Annotated in this window: 36 protein-coding genes and 1 pseudogene; 18 read left to right on the plus strand and 19 right to left on the minus strand. The window is 47.9% G+C overall.

Annotation, left to right across the window (positions count from 1 at the left end):
• Positions 1-31 precede the first annotated feature (31 nt).
• The 5 genes from SIB41_RS03590 (at position 32) to SIB41_RS03610 (ending at position 3292) form a co-directional block, all read left to right on the plus strand.
• Positions 32-316, plus strand: a complete 285-nt coding sequence (locus SIB41_RS03590; protein ID WP_413360510.1) for a hypothetical protein — start codon at positions 32-34, stop codon at positions 314-316.
• A complete protein-coding gene (locus tag SIB41_RS03595; RefSeq protein WP_413360512.1) occupies positions 313-441 on the plus strand; it encodes a hypothetical protein in 129 nt (42 codons plus the stop codon). The genes SIB41_RS03590 and SIB41_RS03595 overlap by 4 nt, the downstream gene beginning before the upstream one ends.
• 208 nt (positions 442-649) lie before the next feature.
• Entirely contained in the window at positions 650-1297 is a 648-nt protein-coding gene (locus tag SIB41_RS03600; RefSeq protein ID WP_413360514.1) for a methyltransferase domain-containing protein, read from the plus strand.
• A gap of 678 nt (positions 1298-1975) precedes the next feature.
• Positions 1976-2308, plus strand: a complete 333-nt coding sequence (locus SIB41_RS03605) for a hypothetical protein (RefSeq protein ID WP_413360516.1) — start codon at positions 1976-1978, stop codon at positions 2306-2308.
• A gap of 486 nt (positions 2309-2794) precedes the next feature.
• The gene (locus tag SIB41_RS03610; protein WP_413360518.1) at positions 2795-3292 is read left to right on the plus strand and encodes a DUF1543 domain-containing protein; all 498 of its coding nucleotides are present in this window, start codon (positions 2795-2797) and stop codon (positions 3290-3292) included.
• Positions 3293-3470: 178 nt separating this feature from the next.
• Here the strand turns inward: SIB41_RS03610 and SIB41_RS03615 are convergent, their stop codons facing one another.
• The 4 genes from SIB41_RS03615 to SIB41_RS03630 all read right to left on the minus strand — a co-directional run bounded on the left by SIB41_RS03615 (position 3471) and on the right by SIB41_RS03630 (position 6322).
• Entirely contained in the window at positions 3471-4220 is a 750-nt protein-coding gene (locus SIB41_RS03615; protein ID WP_413360521.1) for a phytochelatin synthase family protein, read from the minus strand.
• A 206-nt stretch (positions 4221-4426) separates the two neighbouring features.
• On the minus strand, positions 4427-4990 hold the full coding sequence (locus SIB41_RS03620; RefSeq protein ID WP_413360523.1) for a peroxiredoxin: 564 nt from the start codon (positions 4988-4990) through the stop codon (positions 4427-4429).
• Between the two features lie 270 nt (positions 4991-5260).
• Positions 5261-5659: a trigger factor family protein gene (locus SIB41_RS03625; RefSeq protein ID WP_413360525.1), complete on the minus strand. Its 399-nt coding sequence runs from the start codon at positions 5657-5659 to the stop codon at positions 5261-5263.
• Between the two features lie 300 nt (positions 5660-5959).
• Positions 5960-6322: a hypothetical protein gene (locus tag SIB41_RS03630; RefSeq protein WP_413360528.1), complete on the minus strand. Its 363-nt coding sequence runs from the start codon at positions 6320-6322 to the stop codon at positions 5960-5962.
• A 520-nt stretch (positions 6323-6842) separates the two neighbouring features.
• Here SIB41_RS03630 and SIB41_RS03635 point away from each other — a divergent pair.
• Positions 6843-7136 carry a DUF1651 domain-containing protein gene (locus SIB41_RS03635; RefSeq protein WP_063395381.1) on the plus strand — a complete coding sequence of 98 codons (294 nt, stop codon included), beginning with the start codon at positions 6843-6845 and terminating at the stop codon, positions 7134-7136.
• Between the two features lie 526 nt (positions 7137-7662).
• On the opposite strand, the gene SIB41_RS03640 is transcribed toward SIB41_RS03635, so the two are convergent.
• Positions 7663-7980 carry a hypothetical protein gene (locus SIB41_RS03640; protein ID WP_413360530.1) on the minus strand — a complete coding sequence of 106 codons (318 nt, stop codon included), beginning with the start codon at positions 7978-7980 and terminating at the stop codon, positions 7663-7665.
• A gap of 647 nt (positions 7981-8627) precedes the next feature.
• Here SIB41_RS03640 and SIB41_RS03645 point away from each other — a divergent pair.
• Entirely contained in the window at positions 8628-8846 is a 219-nt protein-coding gene (locus SIB41_RS03645) for a hypothetical protein (protein ID WP_413360532.1), read from the plus strand.
• Positions 8847-8930: 84 nt separating this feature from the next.
• Here the strand turns inward: SIB41_RS03645 and SIB41_RS03650 are convergent, their stop codons facing one another.
• Positions 8931-9161 (minus strand): hypothetical protein, encoded by a 231-nt coding sequence (locus SIB41_RS03650; RefSeq protein ID WP_236069680.1) that lies wholly within the window; start codon positions 9159-9161, stop codon positions 8931-8933.
• A gap of 510 nt (positions 9162-9671) precedes the next feature.
• Here SIB41_RS03650 and SIB41_RS03655 point away from each other — a divergent pair.
• Positions 9672-9890, plus strand: a complete 219-nt coding sequence (locus SIB41_RS03655) for a gamma-thionins family protein (protein ID WP_413360535.1) — start codon at positions 9672-9674, stop codon at positions 9888-9890.
• 103 nt (positions 9891-9993) lie between these two features.
• Here the strand turns inward: SIB41_RS03655 and SIB41_RS03660 are convergent, their stop codons facing one another.
• Both SIB41_RS03660 and SIB41_RS03665 read right to left on the minus strand, forming a co-directional pair.
• A complete protein-coding gene (locus SIB41_RS03660; protein ID WP_413360537.1) occupies positions 9994-10152 on the minus strand; it encodes a hypothetical protein in 159 nt (52 codons plus the stop codon).
• Positions 10149-10589 (minus strand): cupin domain-containing protein, encoded by a 441-nt coding sequence (locus tag SIB41_RS03665; RefSeq protein ID WP_011130376.1) that lies wholly within the window; start codon positions 10587-10589, stop codon positions 10149-10151. The genes SIB41_RS03660 and SIB41_RS03665 overlap by 4 nt, the downstream gene beginning before the upstream one ends.
• A gap of 106 nt (positions 10590-10695) precedes the next feature.
• Here SIB41_RS03665 and SIB41_RS03670 point away from each other — a divergent pair, with 106 nt between their 5' ends.
• Positions 10696-10875, plus strand: a complete 180-nt coding sequence (locus SIB41_RS03670) for a hypothetical protein (RefSeq protein ID WP_052646180.1) — start codon at positions 10696-10698, stop codon at positions 10873-10875.
• 213 nt (positions 10876-11088) lie between these two features.
• Here SIB41_RS03670 and SIB41_RS03675 read toward each other — a convergent pair whose 3' ends face one another.
• The 7 genes from SIB41_RS03675 to SIB41_RS03705 form a co-directional block, all read right to left on the minus strand.
• The gene (locus tag SIB41_RS03675) at positions 11089-12558 is read right to left on the minus strand and encodes a glycosyl hydrolase family 57 (RefSeq protein ID WP_413360540.1); all 1470 of its coding nucleotides are present in this window, start codon (positions 12556-12558) and stop codon (positions 11089-11091) included.
• A 130-nt stretch (positions 12559-12688) separates the two neighbouring features.
• Complete coding sequence (locus SIB41_RS03680; RefSeq protein ID WP_063407752.1) at positions 12689-13372, minus strand: hypothetical protein; 684 nt, start codon at positions 13370-13372, stop codon at positions 12689-12691.
• Between the two features lie 128 nt (positions 13373-13500).
• Complete coding sequence (locus SIB41_RS03685; RefSeq protein ID WP_413361365.1) at positions 13501-13773, minus strand: ArsR/SmtB family transcription factor; 273 nt, start codon at positions 13771-13773, stop codon at positions 13501-13503.
• A 47-nt stretch (positions 13774-13820) separates the two neighbouring features.
• Positions 13821-14804 carry a phosphate ABC transporter substrate-binding protein PstS gene (gene pstS / locus SIB41_RS03690; RefSeq protein WP_413361367.1) on the minus strand — a complete coding sequence of 328 codons (984 nt, stop codon included), beginning with the start codon at positions 14802-14804 and terminating at the stop codon, positions 13821-13823.
• A gap of 586 nt (positions 14805-15390) precedes the next feature.
• Positions 15391-15516 carry a high light inducible protein gene (locus SIB41_RS03695; RefSeq protein WP_011130364.1) on the minus strand — a complete coding sequence of 42 codons (126 nt, stop codon included), beginning with the start codon at positions 15514-15516 and terminating at the stop codon, positions 15391-15393.
• Between the two features lie 844 nt (positions 15517-16360).
• Positions 16361-16672 (minus strand): 2TM domain-containing protein, encoded by a 312-nt coding sequence (locus SIB41_RS03700; RefSeq protein ID WP_063395370.1) that lies wholly within the window; start codon positions 16670-16672, stop codon positions 16361-16363.
• Positions 16673-17338: 666 nt separating this feature from the next.
• Positions 17339-17473 (minus strand): hypothetical protein, encoded by a 135-nt coding sequence (locus SIB41_RS03705; protein WP_413360543.1) that lies wholly within the window; start codon positions 17471-17473, stop codon positions 17339-17341.
• Between the two features lie 268 nt (positions 17474-17741).
• Between SIB41_RS03705 and SIB41_RS03710 the strand changes: the two genes are divergently transcribed.
• A complete protein-coding gene (locus tag SIB41_RS03710; RefSeq protein ID WP_413360545.1) occupies positions 17742-17885 on the plus strand; it encodes a hypothetical protein in 144 nt (47 codons plus the stop codon).
• 138 nt (positions 17886-18023) lie between these two features.
• Here the strand turns inward: SIB41_RS03710 and SIB41_RS03715 are convergent, their stop codons facing one another.
• The 3 genes from SIB41_RS03715 to SIB41_RS03725 all read right to left on the minus strand — a co-directional run bounded on the left by SIB41_RS03715 (position 18024) and on the right by SIB41_RS03725 (position 19108).
• Positions 18024-18329, minus strand: coding sequence for a hypothetical protein (locus tag SIB41_RS03715; protein ID WP_413360547.1), 306 nt, complete (start codon positions 18327-18329; stop codon positions 18024-18026).
• 200 nt (positions 18330-18529) lie between these two features.
• Positions 18530-18712 carry a hypothetical protein gene (locus SIB41_RS03720; protein WP_011825786.1) on the minus strand — a complete coding sequence of 61 codons (183 nt, stop codon included), beginning with the start codon at positions 18710-18712 and terminating at the stop codon, positions 18530-18532.
• 207 nt (positions 18713-18919) lie between these two features.
• Positions 18920-19108 carry a hypothetical protein gene (locus SIB41_RS03725; RefSeq protein ID WP_413360549.1) on the minus strand — a complete coding sequence of 63 codons (189 nt, stop codon included), beginning with the start codon at positions 19106-19108 and terminating at the stop codon, positions 18920-18922.
• A gap of 177 nt (positions 19109-19285) precedes the next feature.
• On the opposite strand from SIB41_RS03725, the gene SIB41_RS03730 reads away from it, so the two are divergent.
• The 8 genes and pseudogenes from SIB41_RS03730 to SIB41_RS03765 all read left to right on the plus strand — a co-directional run.
• Positions 19286-19420 (plus strand): hypothetical protein, encoded by a 135-nt coding sequence (locus tag SIB41_RS03730; protein ID WP_268873943.1) that lies wholly within the window; start codon positions 19286-19288, stop codon positions 19418-19420.
• A 140-nt stretch (positions 19421-19560) separates the two neighbouring features.
• Positions 19561-19725 (plus strand): hypothetical protein, encoded by a 165-nt coding sequence (locus SIB41_RS03735; protein ID WP_413360551.1) that lies wholly within the window; start codon positions 19561-19563, stop codon positions 19723-19725.
• A 51-nt stretch (positions 19726-19776) separates the two neighbouring features.
• Positions 19777-19983 (plus strand): hypothetical protein, encoded by a 207-nt coding sequence (locus SIB41_RS03740; RefSeq protein WP_413360554.1) that lies wholly within the window; start codon positions 19777-19779, stop codon positions 19981-19983.
• 37 nt (positions 19984-20020) lie between these two features.
• Positions 20021-20308 carry a hypothetical protein gene (locus tag SIB41_RS03745; protein ID WP_063419255.1) on the plus strand — a complete coding sequence of 96 codons (288 nt, stop codon included), beginning with the start codon at positions 20021-20023 and terminating at the stop codon, positions 20306-20308.
• A gap of 560 nt (positions 20309-20868) precedes the next feature.
• Positions 20869-21012, plus strand: a complete 144-nt coding sequence (locus SIB41_RS03750) for a hypothetical protein (protein ID WP_155724852.1) — start codon at positions 20869-20871, stop codon at positions 21010-21012.
• 323 nt (positions 21013-21335) lie between these two features.
• Positions 21336-21827, plus strand: a complete 492-nt coding sequence (locus SIB41_RS03755) for a hypothetical protein (RefSeq protein ID WP_413360557.1) — start codon at positions 21336-21338, stop codon at positions 21825-21827.
• 300 nt (positions 21828-22127) lie between these two features.
• Positions 22128-22310: a hypothetical protein gene (locus SIB41_RS03760; protein WP_155724849.1), complete on the plus strand. Its 183-nt coding sequence runs from the start codon at positions 22128-22130 to the stop codon at positions 22308-22310.
• 16 nt (positions 22311-22326) lie between these two features.
• Positions 22327-22464, plus strand: a pseudogene (locus SIB41_RS03765) (DUF1651 domain-containing protein); the annotation flags it as partial.
• Between the two features lie 205 nt (positions 22465-22669).
• Here the strand turns inward: SIB41_RS03765 and SIB41_RS03770 are convergent.
• Positions 22670-22798 carry a hypothetical protein gene (locus SIB41_RS03770; protein ID WP_413360560.1) on the minus strand — a complete coding sequence of 43 codons (129 nt, stop codon included), beginning with the start codon at positions 22796-22798 and terminating at the stop codon, positions 22670-22672.
• Positions 22799-22804: the final 6 nt, after the last annotated feature.

Here is a 22804-nt window from a genome sequence, read left to right on the forward strand (position 1 = left end):
ACCAAGCTGTAAAAATCTCTTATAGAACACCATGTACTCCCTCTTTGACGAGTTTTTCTCTAGTGCAAGCTTCTATAAAACACGTCCTCGCGTTTCTGTGATCAGTGATTCTGAGTTCAAGGCTGATCAGGATCGCCAGAACTCAGAACGTGTTTCTCATCTCGAGAATGTAAGGGCCGATTTGCTCGATTCAGTCAACAAAGTTGAAGCACAGATTGAGGCGCTTCAAACAGCACTGCCGCAAGCCAAGCAAGCGATCAAGGCACCTATCGCTGAGCCTGCCGCAGCAAAGGAGACCTGCTCGCGCTCGGCATGACAAGAATTTTTGGGCAAGGAGGAACCACTACAAGCTCAGTGGCGATTCATGAAGCCCCTGCTAGTGTGGGGGCTTTCTATTTCCTGCAAGTAGCTGCAATGGTTGGTAAGACAATTAACGGCTAAAGCGGGAAAAATTCCCCTGCGGCAGCTTAAAAATCATCTGCTCGAGTGGATTAGTACTGAAATGATCTATATAGAGAAACTCGCAAAAGTTGACGATAGTGAGCATGTTTTGCTGATATTAGCTTAGTTGAATCTTGTGAGGCCTTGAGGTTATTGACTCGCGGAATGGTTTGCAGCAGGCGAGACTGAACATCGCTTCGCAATCCCCTTGGCGGTTCAAGTTCTTCGAAACGATCAGCGTTCCAAGCTCGATCAGAACGATGACGTGCTTTTTTATGCTGAGCCTCGTTTCGTTCATCATTTGGACGAGGCCTTTCGGGAGCGTTTGACGCAGCTTTATCGCGAGAAGATCCCGCCTTGCTCCACAGTGCTCGACTTGATGTCGAGCTGGGTGTCTCACCTGCCTGATGACGTTATCTATGACCGTGTGATCGGCCATGGCCTCAATGAAAAGGAACTCGTGGCCAACAACCGGCTTGATAGCCATTGGGTTCAGAATTTCAATCTCAACCAGTCCATTCCGCTTAAGGATGAGAGCATTGATGCGACTCTTGTCGTTGCGGGTTGGCAATACCTTCAGCAGCCTGAGGATATGGCTGCGGAGTTATTGCGTGTGACGCGCTCGAAGGGCCAAGTCATCGTTGCGTTCTCGAATCGTATGTTTTTCACAAAAGCTCCGCAGATCTGGAGGGATGGTGATGACCGTGATCATTACAGCTATGTTTCTAGGGTGCTGATGGCTCAGGGTTGGCCAAAGCCTGAGATCATCGCAGAGGAGACTCGCTCAACAGGTGTCTTGGGGTTGCTAGGCGGCAAAGGAGATCCATTTTTTGCAGTGATCGCGACAAAGCCTTGACTGCAGTAAAGCCAACAAAGGAAGCAATCTGAGTTGGCAAATAAGACGAAAATCTTTGCATGAAGGCTACAATTAATCTAGACTCTATGCACAGATTGCTAATCCATGACCTCTTCATTAGTTTGAACTATTGCTCGCTTCCTGAGCGTATTGTTTTTTCCTAATGGGCCATGATTCATACAAAAGGCTAAGGCTAAGGCTAAGGCACTCTATTGTTATCGATGACCTTAGGACTTCTAGGAGGAGTTGAAAATTAAACAGTGGCTCTTTCGTGAGAGCTAAAATAGAAAGAGAGTAAAACTAAGGTTTCCTTTGTTTGATGCATGCCTTGATTGATGCATTGATTTTATGATTGACTCCTATACGCTGCAGCATTGCAAAGCCAATAAGCACATTTGCAAGCTTAAAGTTAGAAACCTAGAGCATGCTGTTCAACAGGCAAAGCTGATGATTGTAGAGTCTGCTATGGACCCTGAATCACTCGTTTCTTTAAGGGGTAAAGTTGCTGAATCCATTCTGGATTTAGAAGTATTATATTTGTTGATGGAGGAGGAGGGCCAAGTGTATTAGTCGTTTAACATTTATCTGTTTTAAATTTATATAGATTGCTTTTGTCTTGTACCGGCATGGCTGTTTATGCTTAATTGCATGTCGTCTATTGCATCATTTTGATTTGCTATGATATTAGCTGTTTATCTCTTTCAAATGGATAAGTCGACCAAAGATCAAATTGTTGCATCTTCTGCTGGTTGGGTTGCTGTTGCATTAAATATTTTGCCAGGTATTGGAGCCGGCTACCTCTACCAACGGAGGTGGAAGGCCTATTGGATTACTTCCGCGATCGTTAGTATTTGGATTGTGATTGGTGCTGTCTTGGGTCAAGACATTGATCCTGTTAATGAGCAAAGAAATCAATTGGTGGGTCTTATAGGTCTCTTGCTTGTCGCTGGAACAACTGCTGTAGAAGCTGGTCTAGCGGTAAAACGTGCGCGCAATAATGAATCGACTTGATCGATAGGATTAACAAAACATCTAGAGAGAGTTGTCCCCCTCTACTCTGTTGGTAATTAGTCTCGATGCTTGTTTTTATTCGTATGCCTATAGGCCCCGGCTCTTCACTCCAGCAGGCTTCGCTCGTAGAGCAAGGATAAATGGAATAAGGATAGATTCATGATTTAATATGGGGATTAATTCAAATTTTTACCCGTTAATCCGGTTTAAACATTTATGCTTTCTTTTCTTGAAAATGCTTGCTAAGCTTGGGAAGAACGAGAGGGCTTAGTATGCACACATATCTTGTTGAGGCATTGATCGTTGTCTCATCTACTCTTTGGGTTGTATTGTTGCTTTGGAAGCCTCAAAAGGAATAGCTGATAGTCTAGCCTTAAACTATTTTTTGGTCTTTTCTTTTGGCATGCTGGCTTAAGTGAAGCTTTTGTGCAGTATTTCTTTTTAAGCATCAAAAATGATCTTTTCCTTGATTAGTCTTTTATAGAGATGAATCTCTACCTTGTCGTGTTGGGTGGGAGGACGCGCGGAGGACACGTGGAGATGCACGATGTGCGCTGGGTGGTGGGTGAAACGATTGAAGCAACAGTTCCCCAGCTGAAATCACAATGGATTGGCAATCCTCGAGGGTTGCATGTGGACAGCTACATGCGCATCCGCTTCGTGGATGGTTACCGGATCACAATGGCTAGCGCCGGCAAAGTTAATGCAAACGAAGCTAACAAGCTCTGGTTCATCAACCTGGGAGGTTATAAGGCTGGTGAAATGCTTGAACAGCATCATTTGGAACTTGTGGTCGCACCTTCAGCTCAAATTGCCAAGGGCAAGGCACGTCGCCGCTGGTTCGAGCCGATGGATCAGATCCACAAGGATGATCATGCCGCGATCATCCGTCTACAGGGACATTCAGTCGTCCTGGAGATCGATCCTCAGGGGCGACATGATGGCATGAAGCCCGACTGGAGTGGCTACTGGGTCATCACTTGATCAGCATTCTCCCGGATTGGTTTCATCTCATGGTTCTGCTGGCTATTAGCTAAGGATAATCTTGTCAAGTTAGAATTTATAGGGATAATGATTGATCTATTGTATTAGTATTTCTTTGTGAAAAGGGACAAGTTTCATGAGAAATTATTTTATAAATGATTCTCCCTAATCTTGCACACTATTCAATAACGAGCATCCCTCTCTGCAATCCTGATATGCCGTCTAATGTTCGCATTGCTTTCCATAGATCATGTGTTTTTACCCATACAGAAGGATAGCGGTATCTGGCAACATCTAGGATTAGAACTTTGTCAGTAACGGCGTCATAAGCTGCTAGTGGAGAGAAGTGTCCACCCCCTTTTTGGCCAAGAACCTTCCTGTCATAATTGACAATCAAGCGATCATTAGAATCGTCAAGATTAGCTTTAAGAAGCGATCTAAATGCTGACAGACTAAGGGTATCTCCGTGTAAACGCTTAGAAGAAACACCATGATGACTTAGTAGGTTTTGAACTTCTTGAAGTGTCATGCCTTGACGCCTGACTTTGGCTGGGCTAATGACTGCTTGAGATGAATCCGAGTCGAAGATATTGTCTTGGGTCCAGAAGTGGTAGTTTCTGAAACCATCTACTGGAGGTGCAGGAATTGCTAGGCTGTTTAAAACCATTACGGCACTGGCAACCCCGCAATAGGAAAGGTTTGATTGGGTCAGAAAAGCTTCCATTAACGAGCCGTAATCTGATACAGACTTGCTGCTTTGCAACAAGACCATTCCTTCTGATGTCGTTATTGGAACTAGTTTTTCTGCTAGGGCAGGATTAGACCAAGGGCTTACTATCAGAGCAAAACTCAATAAGCTGATTCTAGGAGAAGTTTTCCAGATGAAATGTTTGGCTGTCTTGTATTTTCGAGCAGGATTAAAGACCATTGCCTCACCTATGCTGAGCAGTGCACCATTCTATCTAGTTTCAGACTTGCTTGACAGAAGGAATGATTGCTTACAGTATCAACGCTTTCCGGTGTGCACAATATTGCAGGTAATTTCAAGATATTTGCGTTATTATTTTGCCTGTTTGCGATAAGTTTTTCGCTGTTTGGGCAGAAGTTAGATGGTCTCTTTCCCTCGCGATTCATTTATGACTGCTGAAGTTCCTTCAACGCTCGCAGCACATCTTGACTATGGCGAGATGGACTTACGTCTTCCCAGCGAGCGCGAAGGATGCCCTCGGGATCAATCAGAAATGTGTGACGTTGGCTGAATGGTGAACTCCATGATCCATACCTTTCGCTTACGACTCCACCTGGGTCAGACAACAATGTGTATCCAAGGCCTTCGCTGCTACAGAAGCTCACGTGCTCTTCGGTGCCATCAGCGCTGACTCCCACCACAGCCGCACCTGCAGCGTTAAAGTCTGAGAGATCTCGCTGGAATCCACGCGCCTCGAGTGTGCAGCCACTGGTGAAGTCGCGAGGGTAGAAGTAAAGAACCAGCCAACTGCCTAGAAAGGCATCACGTTGTAATTTCTCAGCCAGCGCACCTTCTTGAGCAGCGGCCTCTAGCTCAAAGTCTGGGGCTTGAGCGTCTAGAGCAGGAAGCTTTCCCTCCATGGCCAAGGCTTGGCTTGGGCGCCCAAGACATTGGCTGATACTCAACACTGCCGCCCCTGTTATGACTCTCAAGAGTTCAGATCGTTTCACCGGTATCAAGCCAACTGCAGAAGAGATTAGTCAGAACAACTTCATGGCGGAGCTAATCTGGCAAATGAATCTGACGATTGTGATCTCAACCAGTTGAATTGGATTCATGAGTCAAGCACCCCTAATTTTTAGCTAGCTGACCAACATCTTGCGTTGAATTGGAATCTATAACTTAGTGCCCCCCCCTCCCATAAGACTGCCAACAGTTATTAATCATGCTCTGATCTTCTTTGTCTCTTTACTCTTTTCAAGTTCCGTCAGGTCGGCTTTTCACTCTTCTTCCTGTTTGCTTGCTGCAGCCACCTCTGCTTCAAGAGTAAATGTCACACTTTTATCAGGACTGAAGCGATCCACAAGAGTTTGAAGTTCTTCTTTGAGCTGCGCCTCAGAAATTGGTTCGATTGATTCTTGAACGATGGCTTCCTTCCATGTCATATCGATCAGCTTCTCTAGTGCCGCTGCTTTGATACGTGCGATACCGATCTGCTGAATGATCACTTGCTTAGGAATCTTTCCTGGACGGAAGCCTGGCAGCCTTATCGCGCTACCTAGGCGCGATAAGGCTGCGTCATAACTTGATTTGCAGCGAGCCGCTGGAACCTCTAGCTCTATCGAGATGTGGTTGTCTGGCAACGCATTGATTTTGACTTTCAACCCCGCCTTCGTCATTGGTAAGACTCCTTAAACAGTGACAACACAACAGCAGCAGACCCACTAACCCCTACAGCAATGGCGCCAGGTCGACGCAGGCTCATTAAAAGGATGTGTGATCTCCTATCCCTCACACTAGTTTGCTTTCGCTGATTTTTCTTAAGCACTGTTCTGTGTATGCCTTGTTTACTGGAGGTGATTCTTTGTTAATTTGGATCAATCATTTTTAGCAAAGCTTAGGATCTATCCACTTATTTATTACCAACTAAATCCTAATTTGCTAGACATGGTGGTAGCCATTCCTAAGCGAATGCTAGCTTATAGAGCTTCACAATTAAATTCTTGAATTTCACCGAGTGGTGTAAGACCCCGGAAAGTTGGATGTTGATGGTCTTCATAGTTCCACCACCATTTGCCATCAGTAAAACTGGTTTCGCCAACATTGAAGGTTCTTGGTAGCATTAGTTTTGAATTCACTAGCTTGATCACGATAAAAGCTCCAGCATCAAGCTCTTCATATGCTTTTACTCTGCTGTATGCTCCATTCTCATTGTTGTAGATTGTTGCTTCGACAAGACTTCCATCGCATGTAAAAGAGGTTGATTCCGGAGCTAATGCACTTGGGACTACTGGTGAAATACTGATTAGAAAACTCATCATCAAGCCAAGGAATGTCATCATTAACTCTGTCCTGACTAAACTAATAGGGTCAACTGATTGATAGTATGGCAAATACGTGCTCTCAAGGTAATGATTTTTAAATCATCGTATTAAGCAAAGCCCCCGCGCAAAGTGAGGCTTTACTTAGTGGGTTCTCATTCTGTTGTGGTGAAAAAATTTTCTGCATTCTTTAGGGCTGTCTATAGCTTCTGGTAACTTGCCCTGCCAAGTCTTTGCAGGGCTCAATGATGGCTATGGGGTTGATCAAAATTTTCTAGTGGATGGGCTTTACCTTTGCGAACCAGGCCAGATCAGTTGCGTGAAGTTGGGAAGCTCTGCGCAGGAGTGTTTTTGATGCCTGGGCAAGGCGCAACTCTCACAGCGCGATTTTGAAATCGGTTTTCGGGTTGTCGCGATCGTCCGGAGGACGCTCTGATCAAGGGCATGTAGGGGCGTAGCTAACAAGATCAGCGTGCCGCCCATCGCCACTATTGACAGGCCACAGGAACAAGGCTAGTACAGGCGTACTTTTGCTTGTGTTATGCAAAGTCCTCCAGTGCAGCAGGTCAATGGCTGGCTGATCAGCCCTGATGGCCATTTCTGCTATCGCTTCCACCGCGATGCCAACAGTTGGATCAGAAACCCCTTCGTTTTTGTTGACCAATGGAGTGCACAAATGGATGGAACTCCATCGCAGATGAAACAGCGCCTGAGGCTTCCTTTGGATCAAGCCCTTGAACTATGTGGTCAGATGCTTCTTGATGGATGGCAAAAACTGACGACTCCATGCGGGGAAGACCCAGACCCTCAGTTCACAGAAGAGCTCGCCGCGTGACCAAGAATGAACTCGCCATGAGATTGGCTCGACTATTGCTGCTTAAAGAGGGTGGTGGCACCTTAGAGAGCTTTGAATCCTTGCTTTGCTTGCGGAGTTATTTTTCCGAATTGACGTTCGATGAGCTGCATCAAATCGCAATTGAGTATGGGATCGAGGCCTAGGAACTCTCGAGATGACGAAGGAAAAGCCCTGGTTTCGACTAGGGCTCTTGGTTCGCCTCAACAGCGAATTGATCTTCAAGGCTCCTGGAAACGACGCTTTCAATCCAGCGAAAACCAGGCCTTATTGAAGAGCTGAGGGGTAGTGCCATTCGTAGCGGCATAAGCATGTTCATCTTCCGCGGGCAATGAGCCTTGACTGGCCCATCAGCTCTCTGGAGCCTTCTTGGTGGATTTAGTAGGGCATGGTTCGAGTTGTCTTGCTCATGATCAATGGTCGCGATGATCCGCAGAAAAAAATGACATCGGTCACAGCATTAATCCATCCTGATCCATCGGCACTCTTTTGTTTTTGCTAGTTGGTATCAATTCGATCGCCTTAGAGAGGTACTCGTGCTCGCGAGCAGGCGGGTCTCTGTAAAGACGCGGCATTCGCGGCCTAGTTCGTAGACTTGGTGGGTGAGGATTGTCCACTCTTTGAGATGGATGCGCCAACGAGCTTGCACATTTGAAACTTGCTCAGACCAGGAGACAATTCCACTGGTTCGCTCTGAGTTTCTTTTGCGTTCTACCTCCAGCTCTGTAAGCAGTTCATTGCGTGTCCAGGCTTTCCCCGTGGTGGGGTTGTTGGGGATTGGTGCGCTTGCAGCCATGGTGTTTTTATCGGCAACGTGAGCAAACATAGTACACCTGTATTGTCGACTTGTGGATGGGCGGCCTGCTCCTGGCGACAGGTTCGGCATCGATCCATCGCTCAAGGAAGAGATAAGACGCAGGGAGGAATGTCAATCGATACCAGATCTTTTGTTTTGGCAAGGGTGCTCGCGTTGGCCGCTGCATGCTTAGGGCCAATGTTTAGAGCGATGGCTTATTTGTACCTCTTGCTTGGATTTGGCCTCGCTGGCGAATCGCATCGCCTAGACGGCTGAAATTCATGCTTTGGCCCATGGGACGGGAGGTCCAAGGGCGCTAGCCCATGGGAGGCCTTAATACCACAGAAAGGTGTTGGTGTGATATGCCAGTTACGTAGACTCTTTATTGATGCATGTATTTGCTCTAGGGTCACCTGTTCAATGGCAGCGAATGCGGCGATGCAGCAAGTTTTGCTCGAGCCTAAGCATGCCAAGTTCGCAGCAACACTCTCCCCGATGAGATTTGATTGAGTGCCCCTGCTTGATAGCACTGCTTCTGCTCACCCAACTGCCCCTGATCATCGCTCTGGCAGATGTTCAGGCTCTGATGTGTGAGCTCGTTCACATTGAATTGAGATCAAGCCCCCTAGCTGAGAGGCTTTTTTGTTGCTATTAAGAGCCAACAAAAATTCTTCGCCATGCCAACAACACTCAAACTCGTGGATAACTACTCTCCAGTAACACTCACTGAAGAGCAAAAGGCAGCATTGGCTCGTGCAAGAGATCCTCAAGCAACAAGCGTTGATGAGTCAGTGAAACTCTTGAAGACGGTGTACTTAAGTGCCGAACCAGAGAATTGGGATGACACCACTGAACCAGAATGGAATTGTGTCGCCACCTGTATCCGTGCTGCTTAGGCAGGCTGATCAGCAATCCTGTATACAGCGAGGCAAAACAGCGCGATAAAAACGCCGAGTGTGATGGTGTAAAAATCCACCTGATTAAGCTCTAGCCTTGGCATAGATGGGTTGAAGCGTCCCACCGTTGTGATCATCATCATCTTCGTTGTCGAAGAAAGAGAGGCCTAATAAAAGTGCGCTTACTGGCAGTAAAGGGAATAGCGCAGCCAGTTGACCACTACTTAGAACAGGCTGCACTGCATCCCAAGTGGACCAAACAATCCAGAGTGATGTGAAGAGGATGAAGGAGAGGGTGAGCTTTGATTGAGGCATTGAATGTGCCTGCCAAAAAACGTTCCATGACAATGACAAAAAAACAACGCCAATGTGGGGGCTTTGGGACCTGCGTTGGTACGGATAGCCGAGGCTTTATTGCTACTTATCTAAGCCCAAAGCATCGATTATCGAAGTGGTTTCAAGCGGTCTCAGGCGGTCTTGCTGTCATCGTTAATACAACAGAGTTCAATCACTCGCCTGATCATCCAGGTGATTGTCAATTGCTTCTTTCATCAATCAGACAGCCTCCTGCACCAATTGGCTGTCCATCTCTTTTCCGTGCTACAAGCGAGGGGCTTTTGTTCTGACCGATTGAAACTCGCGATTCAATGAACCAGCAGCAGGCTCTTTTTTTGAGACTGTTGTCTTGCTTGATGCAAGCCAGGCTGAACTGGCGCAAGATGGTTGGGGCCTTGTTGGTGATGCTTGATCGTTAGTGAATCACTCAGCAGACTTGGAGGACACACCGACTTGATATTCATACTCAAGAGTAGAGTTGTTGAGTTCTTGAGCTGTGCTCAGCGTTGTGGGCGAGAAGAACATTGGTTTGTTCAAGATCTTGTTGTCGATCCAATCGACAATCATCTCCAACCTCTGTTCACGCCAACAGGGCAAAGATTTTGGGGCACAAAGGCAGCGGCTGCTCTATGGCAAGCAATAAAAAAGACCCTCGCAGGAGAGCGACGGGTCCGGGTGATGGGGAAATCAACTTTTAGGCAAAAATGATCAAAAAAACAAGCTTCCGCTACAGGTGGTGTCAGAAAGTCTATATAAATGCATTTAAACCTAAATATAGTGTGAAGACCACCACTTTCACCCTTGACAGCCACTATTCTCTTTGCGTGGCCGGGTGATGGGGATCAGTCGGTTTTTCACAAATCCGCCCCCTCGTTAGCTGGGGGGCTCTTTTATTGCCTATATAAAAACCTGCGCAGGCGCGATGTGCAAGAGGGGCTGGCCGCAACACTGCCAACAGTTCTGACTTCATTCAGTTTTGACAGGTTGCTTGAGCGGCACTCCTTCTACCCCTGCCCAGGCAACAAACACAACGGCATCTTCATTGCCAATGTTTTCACAGGCGTGTTGGGTGTCTCCGGTAGAGGCAACAAAGGCTTCTCCTCGTCTGAACTCCCTTGCCTTACCAGACTCTGTGAGTGTGCACTTGATCCAACCTTTCTCGACATACACGACACCAGGTTGAGGGTGAGTGTGGATTGGGGTTTTGGCGCCAGGCGGAAAAACAGCTCTTATCAATGTCATCTCAGCTTTGCCTTGCGGATAGCTGACCCGCTCCCCATCCCATGATTCTGTTGAAGACACCAAGACATCAGATTTGATCGGTGCACTGGCTTGATCTTTCCTGTTGCTGCAACTGACGGCCAATAAACCAGTGAGGCAGATGGTCGAGACGATGAGAGCGCGCATAGGAAATAAAAAAGCGGTTTCCTTGAGGAAAACCGCTGAGGTGGTGTGATTTGTAGGAGATTTAAGTGATTTATATGGTGTAGTCAACCCCTCGATTGGTGTGTGTGTGGACAGCGAGTTTCGCTGGGGACTGATGAGCGGAGGTGTAGTCAATTCCTCGATAGCTTTTCGCCATCAGGAACTGGGAATGAGACAGGGCAGCTTGCTTTTGCGCTTTGCGCTGAATCATGGAGAGGATGTTCATCGAACGCTCCTGCAGTGCTTAAGCCCCCGTTGCCTGGCTTAAGTCTGACTGCGCCCCGGAACGGGGCCAACGGTTGGGAATAGTCTACAGGTGTTTGTTTGGCATTTGTGGGATGTGCCTCCCTGTCCCCCCTAAATAGGAGTTCAGGACTTTGTAATCCTCTAGGCACGATGCCGATTATTGATGTTTGCGATCACTTTGGGATTGACTGCAAAGTTGAAGGCTTTGCTTTTGCATTGTTGCTTAGACGAACACCTATCTCAGTGCTTGGTTTGCTGAGTTGATCATGGCTTCTCCGCGCCGGTGGATCTCATTGGCGTAGTTGGTCCAGGTGCCTTGGCCCCAATAGCGGAAGCAACTGGTTTCTAGCAGTAGCAGGTAGAGCAGAGCTTCTTGATACTGCGGGGTTTGCGTGATTGCTGGATCCTTTGTCACCAAGGGATCAAACAGCTGGTGAAACTTGGCGCTGAGGCTGTTGATCGGTTCCAGAACATTTTCATAGCCCTTGATCCAGCTGAGATTGTTGGTCCAGGATGCGCCGTCCATCGAGAAGGAGGGATCTGTTTCTTTGAGGTTGCTGATGGCTGCTTCGATTGATTCGGGGTTGATGGGGCTGTCAGTGTTATCCCACAGCTTGTGTTGCTGTACCGCCTGAATCTTCGGGTAATCAGAGGCTTCCACACCGGCGGCCTCCAGTAACTCCAGATATTCAGTGCCGTTGAGCGCAACTGTGCTTACAGGATCAACCTGGGCAGCAACGGTTTGATGGGCTTGGATAAAGGCGGCTGGAAACTCATTCATCATCACGCCTCCATTTTCTCCGTCGGCAATTTGAGAGACCAATGATGGAATCGATTTGCCTGCCAGTGATTGTCTGCCCAGGCCTAATGCTTCGTGATAGGGCTGCATCTGTCCTACCAATTTGGTGTCTGAGCCCTGGGTTTTGATCAACGCCACAATGGTGACTGTTTCCCCTCTGGAGTTACGAGCCACAAGTTGATTGGGGCCGTATTTCTGTGCATGGCGAAGGCATGAGCCATCGAAGTTTTCAACGCTGTTTTCTTGAACAAGGAGCCAACGGTATCCGCAATCTCTGAGGGCTTTCACCAATTCATAGAGGGTGTCTGGATGGTTGGGAAGGTGCATTTCCGGTGGCGAGAAACCCTTCACTCGTTGCAATGCCTGCCGCCCAAACATGGCAGCGAATTGATGCTGCCAGGCCAGGATTTGTAGCTTTAGATCTGGAATAGGAGTTGAGGGTGCAACGGCATGGCTCCAAAAGGTGCCGAGCCATTCCACATGGGGTTGAAGCGTGGGATCGCATGCCAGACGTTTAAGCGCCTCGAGAATGTCGACACGGCCCATTTGCTCAACACCCCAGAGCAAGTTGCCTGAGTAATCCAGCATGATGCGAGGGTTGCATCCCTCTTCAATCAGTTGGGGAATGATGTCTGCGAGGCGCTTGTAGCAATGGGCAAAGGGTTCGGCGTTGTGGTTATCGCCTTCTTCGCTGTGCTCCAGCATGTATTGCAGATGCGAGATCAGTTCTCCATTCGCACCTGCTGGAATCGTGGGCTGATGCATGTGGAGAGCACAGGCAAAGGCTGATTGAAACTGCTCCAGATTGAGATTGCTGTGCGTGAGCACAGCGGGATTAGCTTGTTGAACGAGGGCAAGAATTTCGGCTTCGTAGCCAGCGATCGCAGGCAAGCTTTGCTTGGGCATCAACTTTTGTTTGCGGTAGTACGGGCCTGGTAGAGCTTCAAGCAGGTGCTGATCAATGCGAGACCTGAAGGGGGGCTAACGGGTTGCCTGTCAGCTGGAATGTGGCGAAGCGGCTTGGTTTCCTACACCCCTACACCGTGTTGACGTTGTTCTGAGTGAAATCGACATTTTTTTCGCCGATCAATGTCTTGAGATCTTCCGGTGGTAGCCAACGCCTGTTGGCGCCATGTTTAAACGCGAAGCGAAGGAATTCTGCTGCGTACTGAATGCGAAGTCTTCTGCTTGTGGAGCCGGGCTCTCCTCCATGACGTTCAATCAATGCTTTCAAGAGCGTGTAGCCGGAGCTGGGTTCAGGCTGGCTTGTGAGAATAACGACTGTACGGGCAAGGGGAGTGCGGTAGTTACGGTTCCAAACCCGGGCTCCATTTTTGCTTTTACTTGTTTTATGTGATTTGAATTTTTTTAGTAGTCGTTCCCAATCGAATTCACCATCAGCTCCAGACTCGTTTCTTTGTTTCACCAACTCGTAGGCATCAGTCAATCCTTTGCCCTGATCTTTCATTAACTCAGAGATCTCAGTTGAAATTTTCAAGATCCAATCAGCGCTTGTTGCGACCCATGGAACGAAATCAGGATCGGTCTTGGCCTTTGGACCGAGGATGATGCTGGTGCGGGTGCCATCGTCGAAGCGCACAGTCAGCTGAACCCTCTGGAGAAGACCGTCACCAACGCCGCGAACCATCCAGCCATCGCCACATTGTCGTCTGATCCTGTCGCGCAGGGCTGTGATCCATTTCGCTGACTTATCGGCCATTGGGATCCTGTTGCACCACAAGCTGTTTGATTGTTCTTGTCAATTCAACAGTGTTGCGGCGGCATCCTCAAGCGGCTGGGGCTTTTGCTTTGGTCTGCTGATCAGGCTCATGACTAGCAACAACATCATTATTCGCAGTCAATCGTTGGTTTCTGGCATTGGTCGGCTAAAGATGAAAGCCAATCCTGCAAGATACCAAGGGCTTTTGGCTCTAAGCGGTAATAAACCCAACGACCACTCTGCCGATCAACAATCAAACCAGCATCTTTTAAGACCTTGAGGTGAAAGGAAAGACGTGATTGGCCAAGACTTAACTCATTAATGAGATCACACACACAACGTTCACCAGAGGCAAGCTCCTCGATCACTTGCAGACGAATAGGGTCTGCAAGTGCCTTCATTAAGGTTCTGGCACGACTTGAATCAAGCAAATGTGGCGGGGCGATTGTCACTTGCCGACCAAGCCAACGGCACTACGAGCTTTGTTGAGAATTTTGCCTTGAAGGGGAACAAATCCCAAACCATCAGCTTGCGCCTGAGCCTCATCACTCAACATGTAGTCAAAGGTTGTTTTAAGAGCATCAAGGTTGCTGCCATTACCAGTTTTGTATGCCAACAACCAGGTGAGAGTGGCAATCGGATAAGCCCCTTTGGCTGTGGGGTTTGGATTGGTACCAGCGAGATTGGCGTCTAACTGGATGCCATTGAGGGCAGCAGCTCCTGTATTCACACTTGGCTTGAGGAACTCGCCAGAGAGATTTTCAAGTGCAGCAGCTTTGACCTCTCCTTTGATGAATGACTGATTCACATAGCCGATGGCACCTGGTGTGTTTGTAATCACACCAGCAACACCTGAATTCCCTTTGGCGCCCACCCCTGCTGGCCATTCCACTGATTTACCGGTTCCCAGGGTCCATTGTTTAGAAAAGGCCTGCATGGAATTGGTAAATGCCTTGGTGGTGCCAGAGCCATCAGAGCGATGCACCCAAGTGATCTTGCCTGCAGGGCAATTGAGTTGATTCCAATCAGTGATGCTGCCAAGAGCAACTTGAACCGCTTGCTGTTGGGTCAACTTCAGGTCGCAGTTGCGGTTGTAGCCAAAGGCGATGGTGCCTCCCACCATGGGGATTTGCACCAAGCCACGCTGAACCTTGTCAATATCCTCCTGCTTCATCGGATCATCCGATGCCGCGAAGCTCACGGTCTGATCAATGAAGGCTTTACGACCAGATCCAGAGCCAACAGCTTGATAGTTGACCTGTGGCCCCCCAGCCTTGGCCAGCTCAGAGAACCAACGGGTATAGATCTTTGCAGGGAAAGTGGCACCAGCTCCGCTGAGCCGTGCGGATGATCCTGAGGTGCCGCAAGCCGTGATGCCAACACCGAGAACGACCAGTGAAGAAAGCAGAAAGCCCTTCTTGAGAATGGTCATCATGAGCCTTAGCGCTGTTAGGCGTTCCATAACTAGAGCAGCGCGTATGTGATACGAGGAACAGTTGGCGATCCATCAAGAAATCTTGATATATCTAATCGGTTGCTAGCCCTTGGTTCGTCAGTACGTTGCCGATCCGCTCGGATGCCTACCAGGAGATGTGTTGAGTTGCTCTGTTGTTACCTCTTCAGCCAGGCCGTAGATCGATGCTGGTGAGAAGAGCGTTGAGAACTGAGAGTTGAAAGTAGGCGTTGATTAGTTGCAGTAGAAGGATGCGACGAGGCTGCAGCACGTTTGATTGATGGCCTCATCTGCTTCTGTTGCTACTCACGAAAGGAGGCTTGACGATTGCATCTAAGACGCCATGGAGCTCATGGAGCGATGCACACAAGGCATCAAGTAGGGTTGGAGCGCTGCGCCACCCCAGTGGCTATGAGTGCACGGATCGATCAATGCCGCAAAGCACTTGAGGTGAAATTAGAAAGGGATGACACGCCCCAATGCAATAGATGAAGAGCCTTTTGGTTTAAATAATAGGGAGCCACTTGAATATAAAAATAGCTCAAGAAAGCTCCCTATAAGTTCACTAAAAAATACCGGGAATAATTTCTCCTGTTACTACATATGTACCGATGGCCACTAAAAAGCCAAGCATTGCGACTCTTCCGTTCCAAGTCTCTGCCTTGTTGCTCATGAAATCAGCGATCGTCATGGTCTTGCTCAAAATATGTGACTTGATAAAGATAAGAAAAACTATAAAAGAATGCTGTATAAAACCTCACAATACAGCCGCAAAAGTTGACTATGCCATGGTTTGAAGACTTACAATCAACTAACCTGTGCTTACAACTACAAAAGATAGATTCTATTGGCTAATGGAAAATATCCTTGCATTGACTTCTATGGCAACCAAAATTTATTGGGATATTACCTGTTTAGTGAGGAAGTGGTCGTCAACCAATTGACTTGCCCAAACGCAGCCATGAAGCAGCACGACAAGCTAAGAATAATGAAGCAGGTCTTAGCTGCTTTCTAGTAAATGTAGGAATAAAAGCTCTATTAAACCAATTGGCTTAGTTTAAGACGGCCGACTTTATAAATTGCCAAATGATTCAAGATAAGACAAACTCGCGGCAAGCATCAATTGAAATCCTTTTCATACATCAACCTTTCATCATGAGCATCATTGCAGACACTTGCTATTGCCTACATCTATTTCATATTGATACTTGAGGCATTGTTTGTCTAACTAAAATCGCAAGGCTACTCAAATACACTTGATCTATAATCAAGTTTTTTAGTTCGAATACCAATCAATAAAACCACTGTTATCCATATTCAATGTTTCGGTATTTAATAATGCAAAAAATATCATGGGATCTTTTCGAATCTAATATTCTTCTGACTGAATCAAGATTTAGCCTCTGAAATGTCTGGAGATTGATGGTCTCGGTAGCATCTTCTTCGGGTCCGCAAAGGGCGAGCCCTCAGCTGCCTTGATAGGTTCTGCAAGTTTTCTGTCGATCTCCTCCATTACGAAGATGAAGCGCCAAGATTCACGATGCTTCAACAAGTTTCGAAATGTGTTCGTCTTTTAGAAGAGTCGAGGCACCCATACGCTGCCTCGCTTTTGCATGGATAAGCTGCTTCTGTATACGAGAGAGTTTATGTGACTTAGAAAGAAGATAAATACCTCCAGCCAAAATAGACCAAATGGGCCAAAAAAAGGTAATTTTAGTAAACACCCAAACCCAGATAAGCAATTGATTGAAAACAAGGTAAAGCTTGAGCTCATTTTTCAAAGCTCTTTTTCTGCTGAGGAGTTTCAGAGCTTTCTGCCGCAGATCAAAATTTAACATTTCAGTCATGGAAAGTCTTCTCGTCTAACTCTATTTAGGCCAAAAGGCGCTTTTCTGTCTGCATCAATTGATTCACTTTGAACGAATCAAAGCTTAATTTAGTTGACCCTGTCATGCAAAAACTACTCCTGAAAATTTCAGATGGAGATGCTGCTTGCTATCTAACACCATCAACGCCCTAAAGGCTGCCATTTGAAATGGCTGATGAGATCATAAGAAAGAATAAAAGCCTTTGAAAGAATCAAGACACAGCAACCACTATTGCCCGCAAAGGCTTGAGCCGTCTGAGCATCATGAAGGCAAATACATGCATTGTGTGACCAAGCTAGATGATTAAATTCAACAGAGGCCTCTACTACATAACTGAGGGAATCATGTTACTGCAGGTCTACAGAAGAGAGATCAATAACCTTCAAACATCAATCAGAAAATGATTCATTTAAGGAAAATCGGGAGCCCATTCATTAGAGTTTTATATAAGTTTTAATCTAAGAATGACTCCCAGTTAATCGCTCCCCATCAATTGGAGAATCGCCAGACTAAAAAACACCTGGGATAATGTCTCCCGTTGCAAGGTACGTAACCATAAGAGCCAATATACCAACCATTGCAATCCTGCCATTCAATGATTCTGCCTTATTGGTCATGCAATCATTAATGGTCTCTTTTAAGAAATCACTGATGGGCATGAACTTGCTCCATATAGATGACTTTCAAACCATACACATAGAGATTCATCAAGGCTGTATTAGAAATTACAGGGAAACTACCTGGAAGGGTTGATGTCTTGGCCTCAAGATATTGAGCCATCAAAGATGTATTTACCGTTACCAAAGGTCAGGTTTTTCTTGATTGAATTCACAAGACTCATCTGAATTTAAATCGCAATCGCAAGCTTATTGGGTGTTCAAAAAAACAGGCTTCCATACACAGCTCTACCCGCAGCCATCAGATCTAGGCTGCTCTCCATTGACCTTTGCTTCAGCGTTCAGGCGCACACCGACCTGACACGAATTCTTTGGCTGGCTCAGCTGCTGGAAGGGCAAGGAGCCTTCCTGGAATCGTTTTGGTCTGCGCTATGTCGAAGACATCGCCACACGTACGTTTCCGAGCTACTCAGTCATCGGTGTTGATCGTGCGGGCAATCAATGGCATGACGCCAAAACAGACTTCAGCTACCGGCTGCCAAAAGAAGAACGGCGCTGGTGGCATTCACAGGTAATGCCTGTAGGCGAGGGTTATCCGGCCTATCCGTCGAGATGAAAACGGCCGGTGCGGATAAGGCAAAAAAAAAGCCCCCGAAGGGGCGGTTGACCGTCAACGATTTGGCATGGCGTTCTATAGGGCGTCCACCATGGCCTCAAGTTTCCGCACGCCCGCTCTGGAGAAAAGCCTCGTCTGCATCGATCATCGCTTCCGCATCGTCGTGGAACCAGCATCCATACATCAAGTTGAGCACCCGATCCACATCAAGATTGCGATCGCTCACGTCCTGCCATAACCTCTGCGTCAGCTCAGCATCAGCAAGTTGAAACTGAGCGTTGGCCAAATTCCTTGCAGATGAGAAGTAAATTTCACGTTCACGTGCCGCAGGCGACGTATAAGTGAGAGGTTTGGTTTGGATCGCTTGCGAAAAAACCACCGTTGTCAAAACAGCTGGTTCCATCTTGAGTATCGATGAATACAAGTACAACCAGCATTAACGTTTGTTCAAGATGAACAGCAGGTTCTATCCAGGCCTCGCCTGGGCTTAGCCCCTCAGGCTTAAAGATCCTTCTCGATGATCATTGGTTTACTTGGCTTATACGTCTAGACGAAGCTGGTCTACGCGTATCAGGGCAAAAAAGCCCCCTGAGGGGCGGTTGATCAGTTGCATCTCGTGGCTGCGGTGTAGCTATTGGTGAGAATGATCATGCCTGCCTCTGCTCCGTTTGCCAGGAGGTCTTCTACAGCCCAAAAACCGCCAGCGGCCAAGAGTGAACCAGCGATAGAAGCAGTAACAACGCTGCGAAGTCCGTTCAGGTAGGTGAAACGAGGAAAAGTTAGCAATCCATCAAGAAAACTTGATATATCGCATCGGTGGCTAGCGCTTGGTTCGTCAGTCCCTTGCCGATCCGCTCGGATGTCTGTCAGGAGATGTGTTGAGTGGCTCTGTTGTTGCCTCTTCAGCCAGGCCGTAGATCGATGTTGATCAGAAGAGCGTTGAGAACTGAGAGTTGAAAGGAGACGTTGATCAGTTGCAGTAGAAGGATGCGACTAGGCTGCAGCACGCTTGATTGATGGCCTCATCAGCCTCTGTTGCTGCTCACGGCAAGGAGGCTTGACGATTGCATCGAAGACGCCATGGAGCTCATGGAGCGATGTAAACAAGGCATCAAGGGGTTTTGGAGCGCTGCGCCACCCCAGTGGTGATGAGTGCACCGATCGATCAATGCTGCACAGCACCTCAGGTGAAATTAGAAAGGGATGACACGCCCCAATGCAATAGATGAGTGGCAAAGCTCTTTTTCTGGCAATCGCCCTGCTACTGGCTGGTGTCGCTCTATGTGAACCTTTGATCGTCAGATTCCTCCAACCAGGTTGAGTGTTGATCAATCCTTCATGCTTTCAAGTGGTGCATCGATGAACGGCAAAGTTGTGGTTCTGGCCATCGTCCTATCCCTTGTGGGGATCGCTGTTTATGAATTTGTGCTGGTTGGCGGGGTCAGCTTGGAAGGGATCGCCAGGTTTGCCAATGGGGACCTTGGCCCGACTTGAGCACGCATGAGTCCTAAACGGTGCAATCCTTTGGGCTGCCCTTCTTTGCCTCATTTTCAATTGGTGCAGAGCGAAAGCCTTGCCCAGTTATTGGGTTGAGATGGCCAGGCCAGCATTCTCAGCGCAAGGGTGGCAGGTTCTTGCAAGACTGGATTAGCACAGCACTTGAGCAGAAAGTAGAAAGGGAAGTGCCTGTCTCTAAGACATCGATGAACGGCAAAGTATTGGTGAGCGGAATCGTCTTGATCTTGTTGGCGATAGCCGTTTATGAATCCCTGCTCTTTAGAACCCTCCAACCTGCTTGAGTTGGGATGAGCTCTGACTAAGAAGATTTCTTGCCTAGTTGATCGGCTCTCATGGCAAGAGGTGTACACCAGCAGCGACGCGCACAACTGAGCAGGAGTGGTTCTAGAACCGCATCGCCGCAGAGCAGAGGAACAACAGCTGCAGTTAAACCAGGCACAAGTCAAGGTGCTCTGGGTGACGTTGGCACACAGCAAGTATCTGCCTATCGAGTTTTATTCGCGGAAACCGTACCCACTGCCTCCTGGATGGCCCTTTAAATGCAGCCCGATAAGGAACGATTTTTCTCTCCCTCCAATGACCTCCTTAGACAACCGCATTGCTGACTATCAGGACAAAGGCGAGCTCCTCGACAGTTATTTCGCATCCTCAAGCGCCTCTGTAAAACCCACCTTCTATGCAATGAGTGATGGTGAGTACAAGGCTCATTACGACGCTCAGAAGGCTGCACGTGTTGCAGACCTCGAGCAAACCAAGGCTGCATACCTCAGCGCCCTTGAACGTCTTGAAATTCAGATCGCAAGGTTGACTCTTGAAGGAGCTCTGTCAGACAAGGCTAAGGAGCTAGCTCGTACTGCGAGCTAACCCCACCTCACAAGAGAACGCCAAGACCCTTGCTGTGAATGCAAAGCAACCAAGGGTCTTTTTTATATGCTGGCAAACCCACTGGTATGACTTGATGCTGTCCACCAACTAAGGCATCAGAACATTCGCTGACGGGCGATATCGGTCTTGGTTCTTGTTTGTGGGGCTCGCAGCGTGTGTTGCTGGAGTGATCTTTTTTTTTCTGTAGTGGTGTACTGCTTAAGTGGCCTGAACTGCCATCTTGGCGAGGTTGTCTGAACGATCCATGGCGTCCAATCCCTTTAAGACCAGGGTTTAGCGGCTTCAGTCAGGATGGATGCTTCGCAAATGTTGGATTTTGTTTGTTCTTTGATTGACAATCTCGCAGCTGCTATGAACCACACGATTGAGGTGAGCTGAGGTGGTTCTGTCGTTTTACACCGCCTGCAAAAGCAAGTCTTTTTGCTTAATTGATCGTTGGCGCCATTCATTGCCATTGACCTGATCAGCAACGATCAACCTGGCCCCATTGGCGATTGGCTGAGTTGTTGCTATGAACTAAAAGTCTTGCTGTAACTGACATGGGTATCAGCTTTTGGGGTAGTTGCTATGAACTGACCCCCACTTTGGTCTCGACCCTTGTACTTCTCACCGGCATCAGCTCCGTCCTTGCCTTTTTCGGACTGCGCGGTCTTGCAGTCGCCAAACCTCATCGAGCCCTGTGAGAACCACAAGGTTTGTCCCTGGCCCTAATGGGCCTTTTTTATTGTCTTGCCTGCTTGCGCATCACATCAACATCTAGGTGATCTCTTTGATGTGGTATGCATGAGCCAATCAGTGGCGATGGTCGCAGGGGGCTCAATTCAAGTTGTTGCTGATCAGCATGCTTGCACTGGCATGGGGCATGCCTAAGACCGGCGCATTGTCTCTTTTTTCTGGTCCGGGTTCTTAGCGCTGAATTCAAGCGGCCCTGCTTACTCGTCATCGCGACGGTTTTTAGGCAGTGGTCAGATCGTCATGGTGGCTGGGTGCTTTGCCTTGGTCATCGATGAGCAGTTCATCCTCAGCCTTGTTACTGCCATGGGCAAATCGATTGTTTTGGCTACAACTGAGAGAGAAATACCCCCAACTGATGCGCAGATTCCTGGTCGCGGCTGTGTTTTTGTTCACCACTCTTTCGCCAGCTGCATGGGCGGAAAAGCCATCGGTACTTCTGAACACGCTTCCCAAGGAGGTGAGAGGGAAGTTGGCTCCTCTATTTATGGCAAATGCGATTGGTCAAACTGGGCTCAATGGTCAGCTCAATGGCACAGCTGAAACACTCTTTCCAATTGTCAAAAGTGCTCTGACAAAGGCAGGTTATAGCGAGCAACCAATCCGAACCACGATTGGACCCTGGGGGTTTTCCGCGACCTGGGCACCACCCATTGGCGTGTCAGTTGATGGAACAGCAAGCCAAAAGACAGCAGTTTTGGTGACGCAAGCTACTGCCCTAGGGCCTGAAAGGGTGAACCTAAATGTTCGATTCGATGGCCTCTGAAGAGTTGACCTGCTGGTGAATTCAGTCAGTCCATATCGCTAACCAGCTTGTCTTTATCCAGTTGAAATGGAATAGTCACTGCATCTTGATACCAGTATTTTTGGATTTTGATGAGGCGAATCGTCCAATGCCAACGGAGTTGTTGTTGCCTTGGAGAAAACCTTTTTTTATCCTTCTAAGACTTGAATGAATGACTGACTATCCGTTTGATCTGGATAAAAAAAGCTGCTAACTCCAAAGCTTTCATTCAACAAGGCGCTGTGATCTAGTAGAGCATTGGTACTGATTGTTATTGATTCAATGATGGACCGTCGCCACTGGTCTCTACTGGCAGTGGCTGCATTGCTGATTGGTGTTTTGTCTCTTCTTTTCGTTGAGATCGATTTGGGCATGGAAGAAGCCATCCCGCAAAACCCAGAGGAACAGCAAATCCCTGACCCGCCAGAGACGTACGGCGAAGGCAAGATCTTGATGGGCGACTGACAAGAGCGATCTCGACCGCCCCATCGAAGTGATCAAAGGCCGGCGGATGAGAGGCGAGCCCGCCGTACTGAAAACCAGATCGATGGATCCCGATGTGGATGACCTAAGGGAGCGATGGAAAAGACTGCAAAAAGTGGGCTGGAGTGCCAAGTGAGCCGTGTGGTGAGGGTCGTTTCAACCCCTCTGCCCCTAGACCAGTGGTGGAAAGTCAGGGCTTTGGTTTTTGCGCGAGAAGTTCTTTCAAGATCTCCTTTTGTCTAGCGGCAGCGAGCCTGTAGCCCCTTTCGAGATCTGTTTCTGTGGGTTCCTCCTTGGGAGCATCTTTTTTGTTTCGACGACCGAACATCCCAGTTATGGACTTACTGAGCATCGAGGCGCGGGAAATCTCGCTCAGCTGATGGTCTCACATGGCCAGCGATGGCAAGAACAGGCGTAAACGTGCGCAGCGTGAGAAGAAAGAGCTCGCGAACCCTATTGCTGAATTTCAAGGCAAC

Origin of the sequence: Prochlorococcus sp. MIT 1201 (genome assembly GCF_047303415.1) — a bacterium.
GTDB classification, from domain to species: Bacteria; Cyanobacteriota; Cyanobacteriia; order PCC-6307; family Cyanobiaceae; genus Prochlorococcus; species Prochlorococcus marinus_D.

What these genes read in the sequence shown, in the direction of transcription:
- SIB41_RS03590 (WP_413360510.1), top strand. Translation starts at nt 32, where the DNA reads ATGTACTCCCTCTTTGACGAGTTTTTCTCTAGTGCAAGCTTCTATAAA.
- SIB41_RS03595 (WP_413360512.1), top strand. Translation starts at nt 313, where the DNA reads ATGACAAGAATTTTTGGGCAAGGAGGAACCACTACAAGCTCAGTGGCG.
- SIB41_RS03605 (WP_413360516.1), top strand. Translation starts at nt 1,976, where the DNA reads ATGATATTAGCTGTTTATCTCTTTCAAATGGATAAGTCGACCAAAGAT.
- SIB41_RS03610 (WP_413360518.1), top strand. Translation starts at nt 2,795, where the DNA reads ATGAATCTCTACCTTGTCGTGTTGGGTGGGAGGACGCGCGGAGGACAC.
- SIB41_RS03615 (WP_413360521.1), bottom strand. Translation starts at nt 4,220, where the DNA reads ATGGTCTTTAATCCTGCTCGAAAATACAAGACAGCCAAACATTTCATC.
- SIB41_RS03625 (WP_413360525.1), bottom strand. Translation starts at nt 5,659, where the DNA reads ATGACGAAGGCGGGGTTGAAAGTCAAAATCAATGCGTTGCCAGACAAC.
- SIB41_RS03630 (WP_413360528.1), bottom strand. Translation starts at nt 6,322, where the DNA reads ATGATGACATTCCTTGGCTTGATGATGAGTTTTCTAATCAGTATTTCA.
- SIB41_RS03635 (WP_063395381.1), top strand. Translation starts at nt 6,843, where the DNA reads ATGCAAAGTCCTCCAGTGCAGCAGGTCAATGGCTGGCTGATCAGCCCT.
- SIB41_RS03640 (WP_413360530.1), bottom strand. Translation starts at nt 7,980, where the DNA reads ATGTTTGCTCACGTTGCCGATAAAAACACCATGGCTGCAAGCGCACCA.
- SIB41_RS03645 (WP_413360532.1), top strand. Translation starts at nt 8,628, where the DNA reads ATGCCAACAACACTCAAACTCGTGGATAACTACTCTCCAGTAACACTC.
- SIB41_RS03650 (WP_236069680.1), bottom strand. Translation starts at nt 9,161, where the DNA reads ATGCCTCAATCAAAGCTCACCCTCTCCTTCATCCTCTTCACATCACTC.
- SIB41_RS03660 (WP_413360537.1), bottom strand. Translation starts at nt 10,152, where the DNA reads ATGAAGTCAGAACTGTTGGCAGTGTTGCGGCCAGCCCCTCTTGCACAT.
- SIB41_RS03665 (WP_011130376.1), bottom strand. Translation starts at nt 10,589, where the DNA reads ATGCGCGCTCTCATCGTCTCGACCATCTGCCTCACTGGTTTATTGGCC.
- SIB41_RS03675 (WP_413360540.1), bottom strand. Translation starts at nt 12,558, where the DNA reads ATGCCCAAGCAAAGCTTGCCTGCGATCGCTGGCTACGAAGCCGAAATT.
- SIB41_RS03680 (WP_063407752.1), bottom strand. Translation starts at nt 13,372, where the DNA reads ATGGCCGATAAGTCAGCGAAATGGATCACAGCCCTGCGCGACAGGATC.
- SIB41_RS03685 (WP_413361365.1), bottom strand. Translation starts at nt 13,773, where the DNA reads ATGAAGGCACTTGCAGACCCTATTCGTCTGCAAGTGATCGAGGAGCTT.
- pstS (WP_413361367.1), bottom strand. Translation starts at nt 14,804, where the DNA reads ATGACCATTCTCAAGAAGGGCTTTCTGCTTTCTTCACTGGTCGTTCTC.
- SIB41_RS03695 (WP_011130364.1), bottom strand. Translation starts at nt 15,516, where the DNA reads ATGACGATCGCTGATTTCATGAGCAACAAGGCAGAGACTTGGAACGGA.
- SIB41_RS03700 (WP_063395370.1), bottom strand. Translation starts at nt 16,672, where the DNA reads ATGACTGAAATGTTAAATTTTGATCTGCGGCAGAAAGCTCTGAAACTC.
- SIB41_RS03705 (WP_413360543.1), bottom strand. Translation starts at nt 17,473, where the DNA reads ATGGCTCAATATCTTGAGGCCAAGACATCAACCCTTCCAGGTAGTTTC.
- SIB41_RS03710 (WP_413360545.1), top strand. Translation starts at nt 17,742, where the DNA reads ATGTCGAAGACATCGCCACACGTACGTTTCCGAGCTACTCAGTCATCG.
- SIB41_RS03715 (WP_413360547.1), bottom strand. Translation starts at nt 18,329, where the DNA reads ATGGAACCAGCTGTTTTGACAACGGTGGTTTTTTCGCAAGCGATCCAA.
- SIB41_RS03730 (WP_268873943.1), top strand. Translation starts at nt 19,286, where the DNA reads ATGAACGGCAAAGTTGTGGTTCTGGCCATCGTCCTATCCCTTGTGGGG.
- SIB41_RS03740 (WP_413360554.1), top strand. Translation starts at nt 19,777, where the DNA reads ATGGCAAGAGGTGTACACCAGCAGCGACGCGCACAACTGAGCAGGAGT.
- SIB41_RS03745 (WP_063419255.1), top strand. Translation starts at nt 20,021, where the DNA reads ATGACCTCCTTAGACAACCGCATTGCTGACTATCAGGACAAAGGCGAG.
- SIB41_RS03750 (WP_155724852.1), top strand. Translation starts at nt 20,869, where the DNA reads ATGGGTATCAGCTTTTGGGGTAGTTGCTATGAACTGACCCCCACTTTG.
- SIB41_RS03755 (WP_413360557.1), top strand. Translation starts at nt 21,336, where the DNA reads ATGAGCAGTTCATCCTCAGCCTTGTTACTGCCATGGGCAAATCGATTG.
- SIB41_RS03760 (WP_155724849.1), top strand. Translation starts at nt 22,128, where the DNA reads ATGATGGACCGTCGCCACTGGTCTCTACTGGCAGTGGCTGCATTGCTG.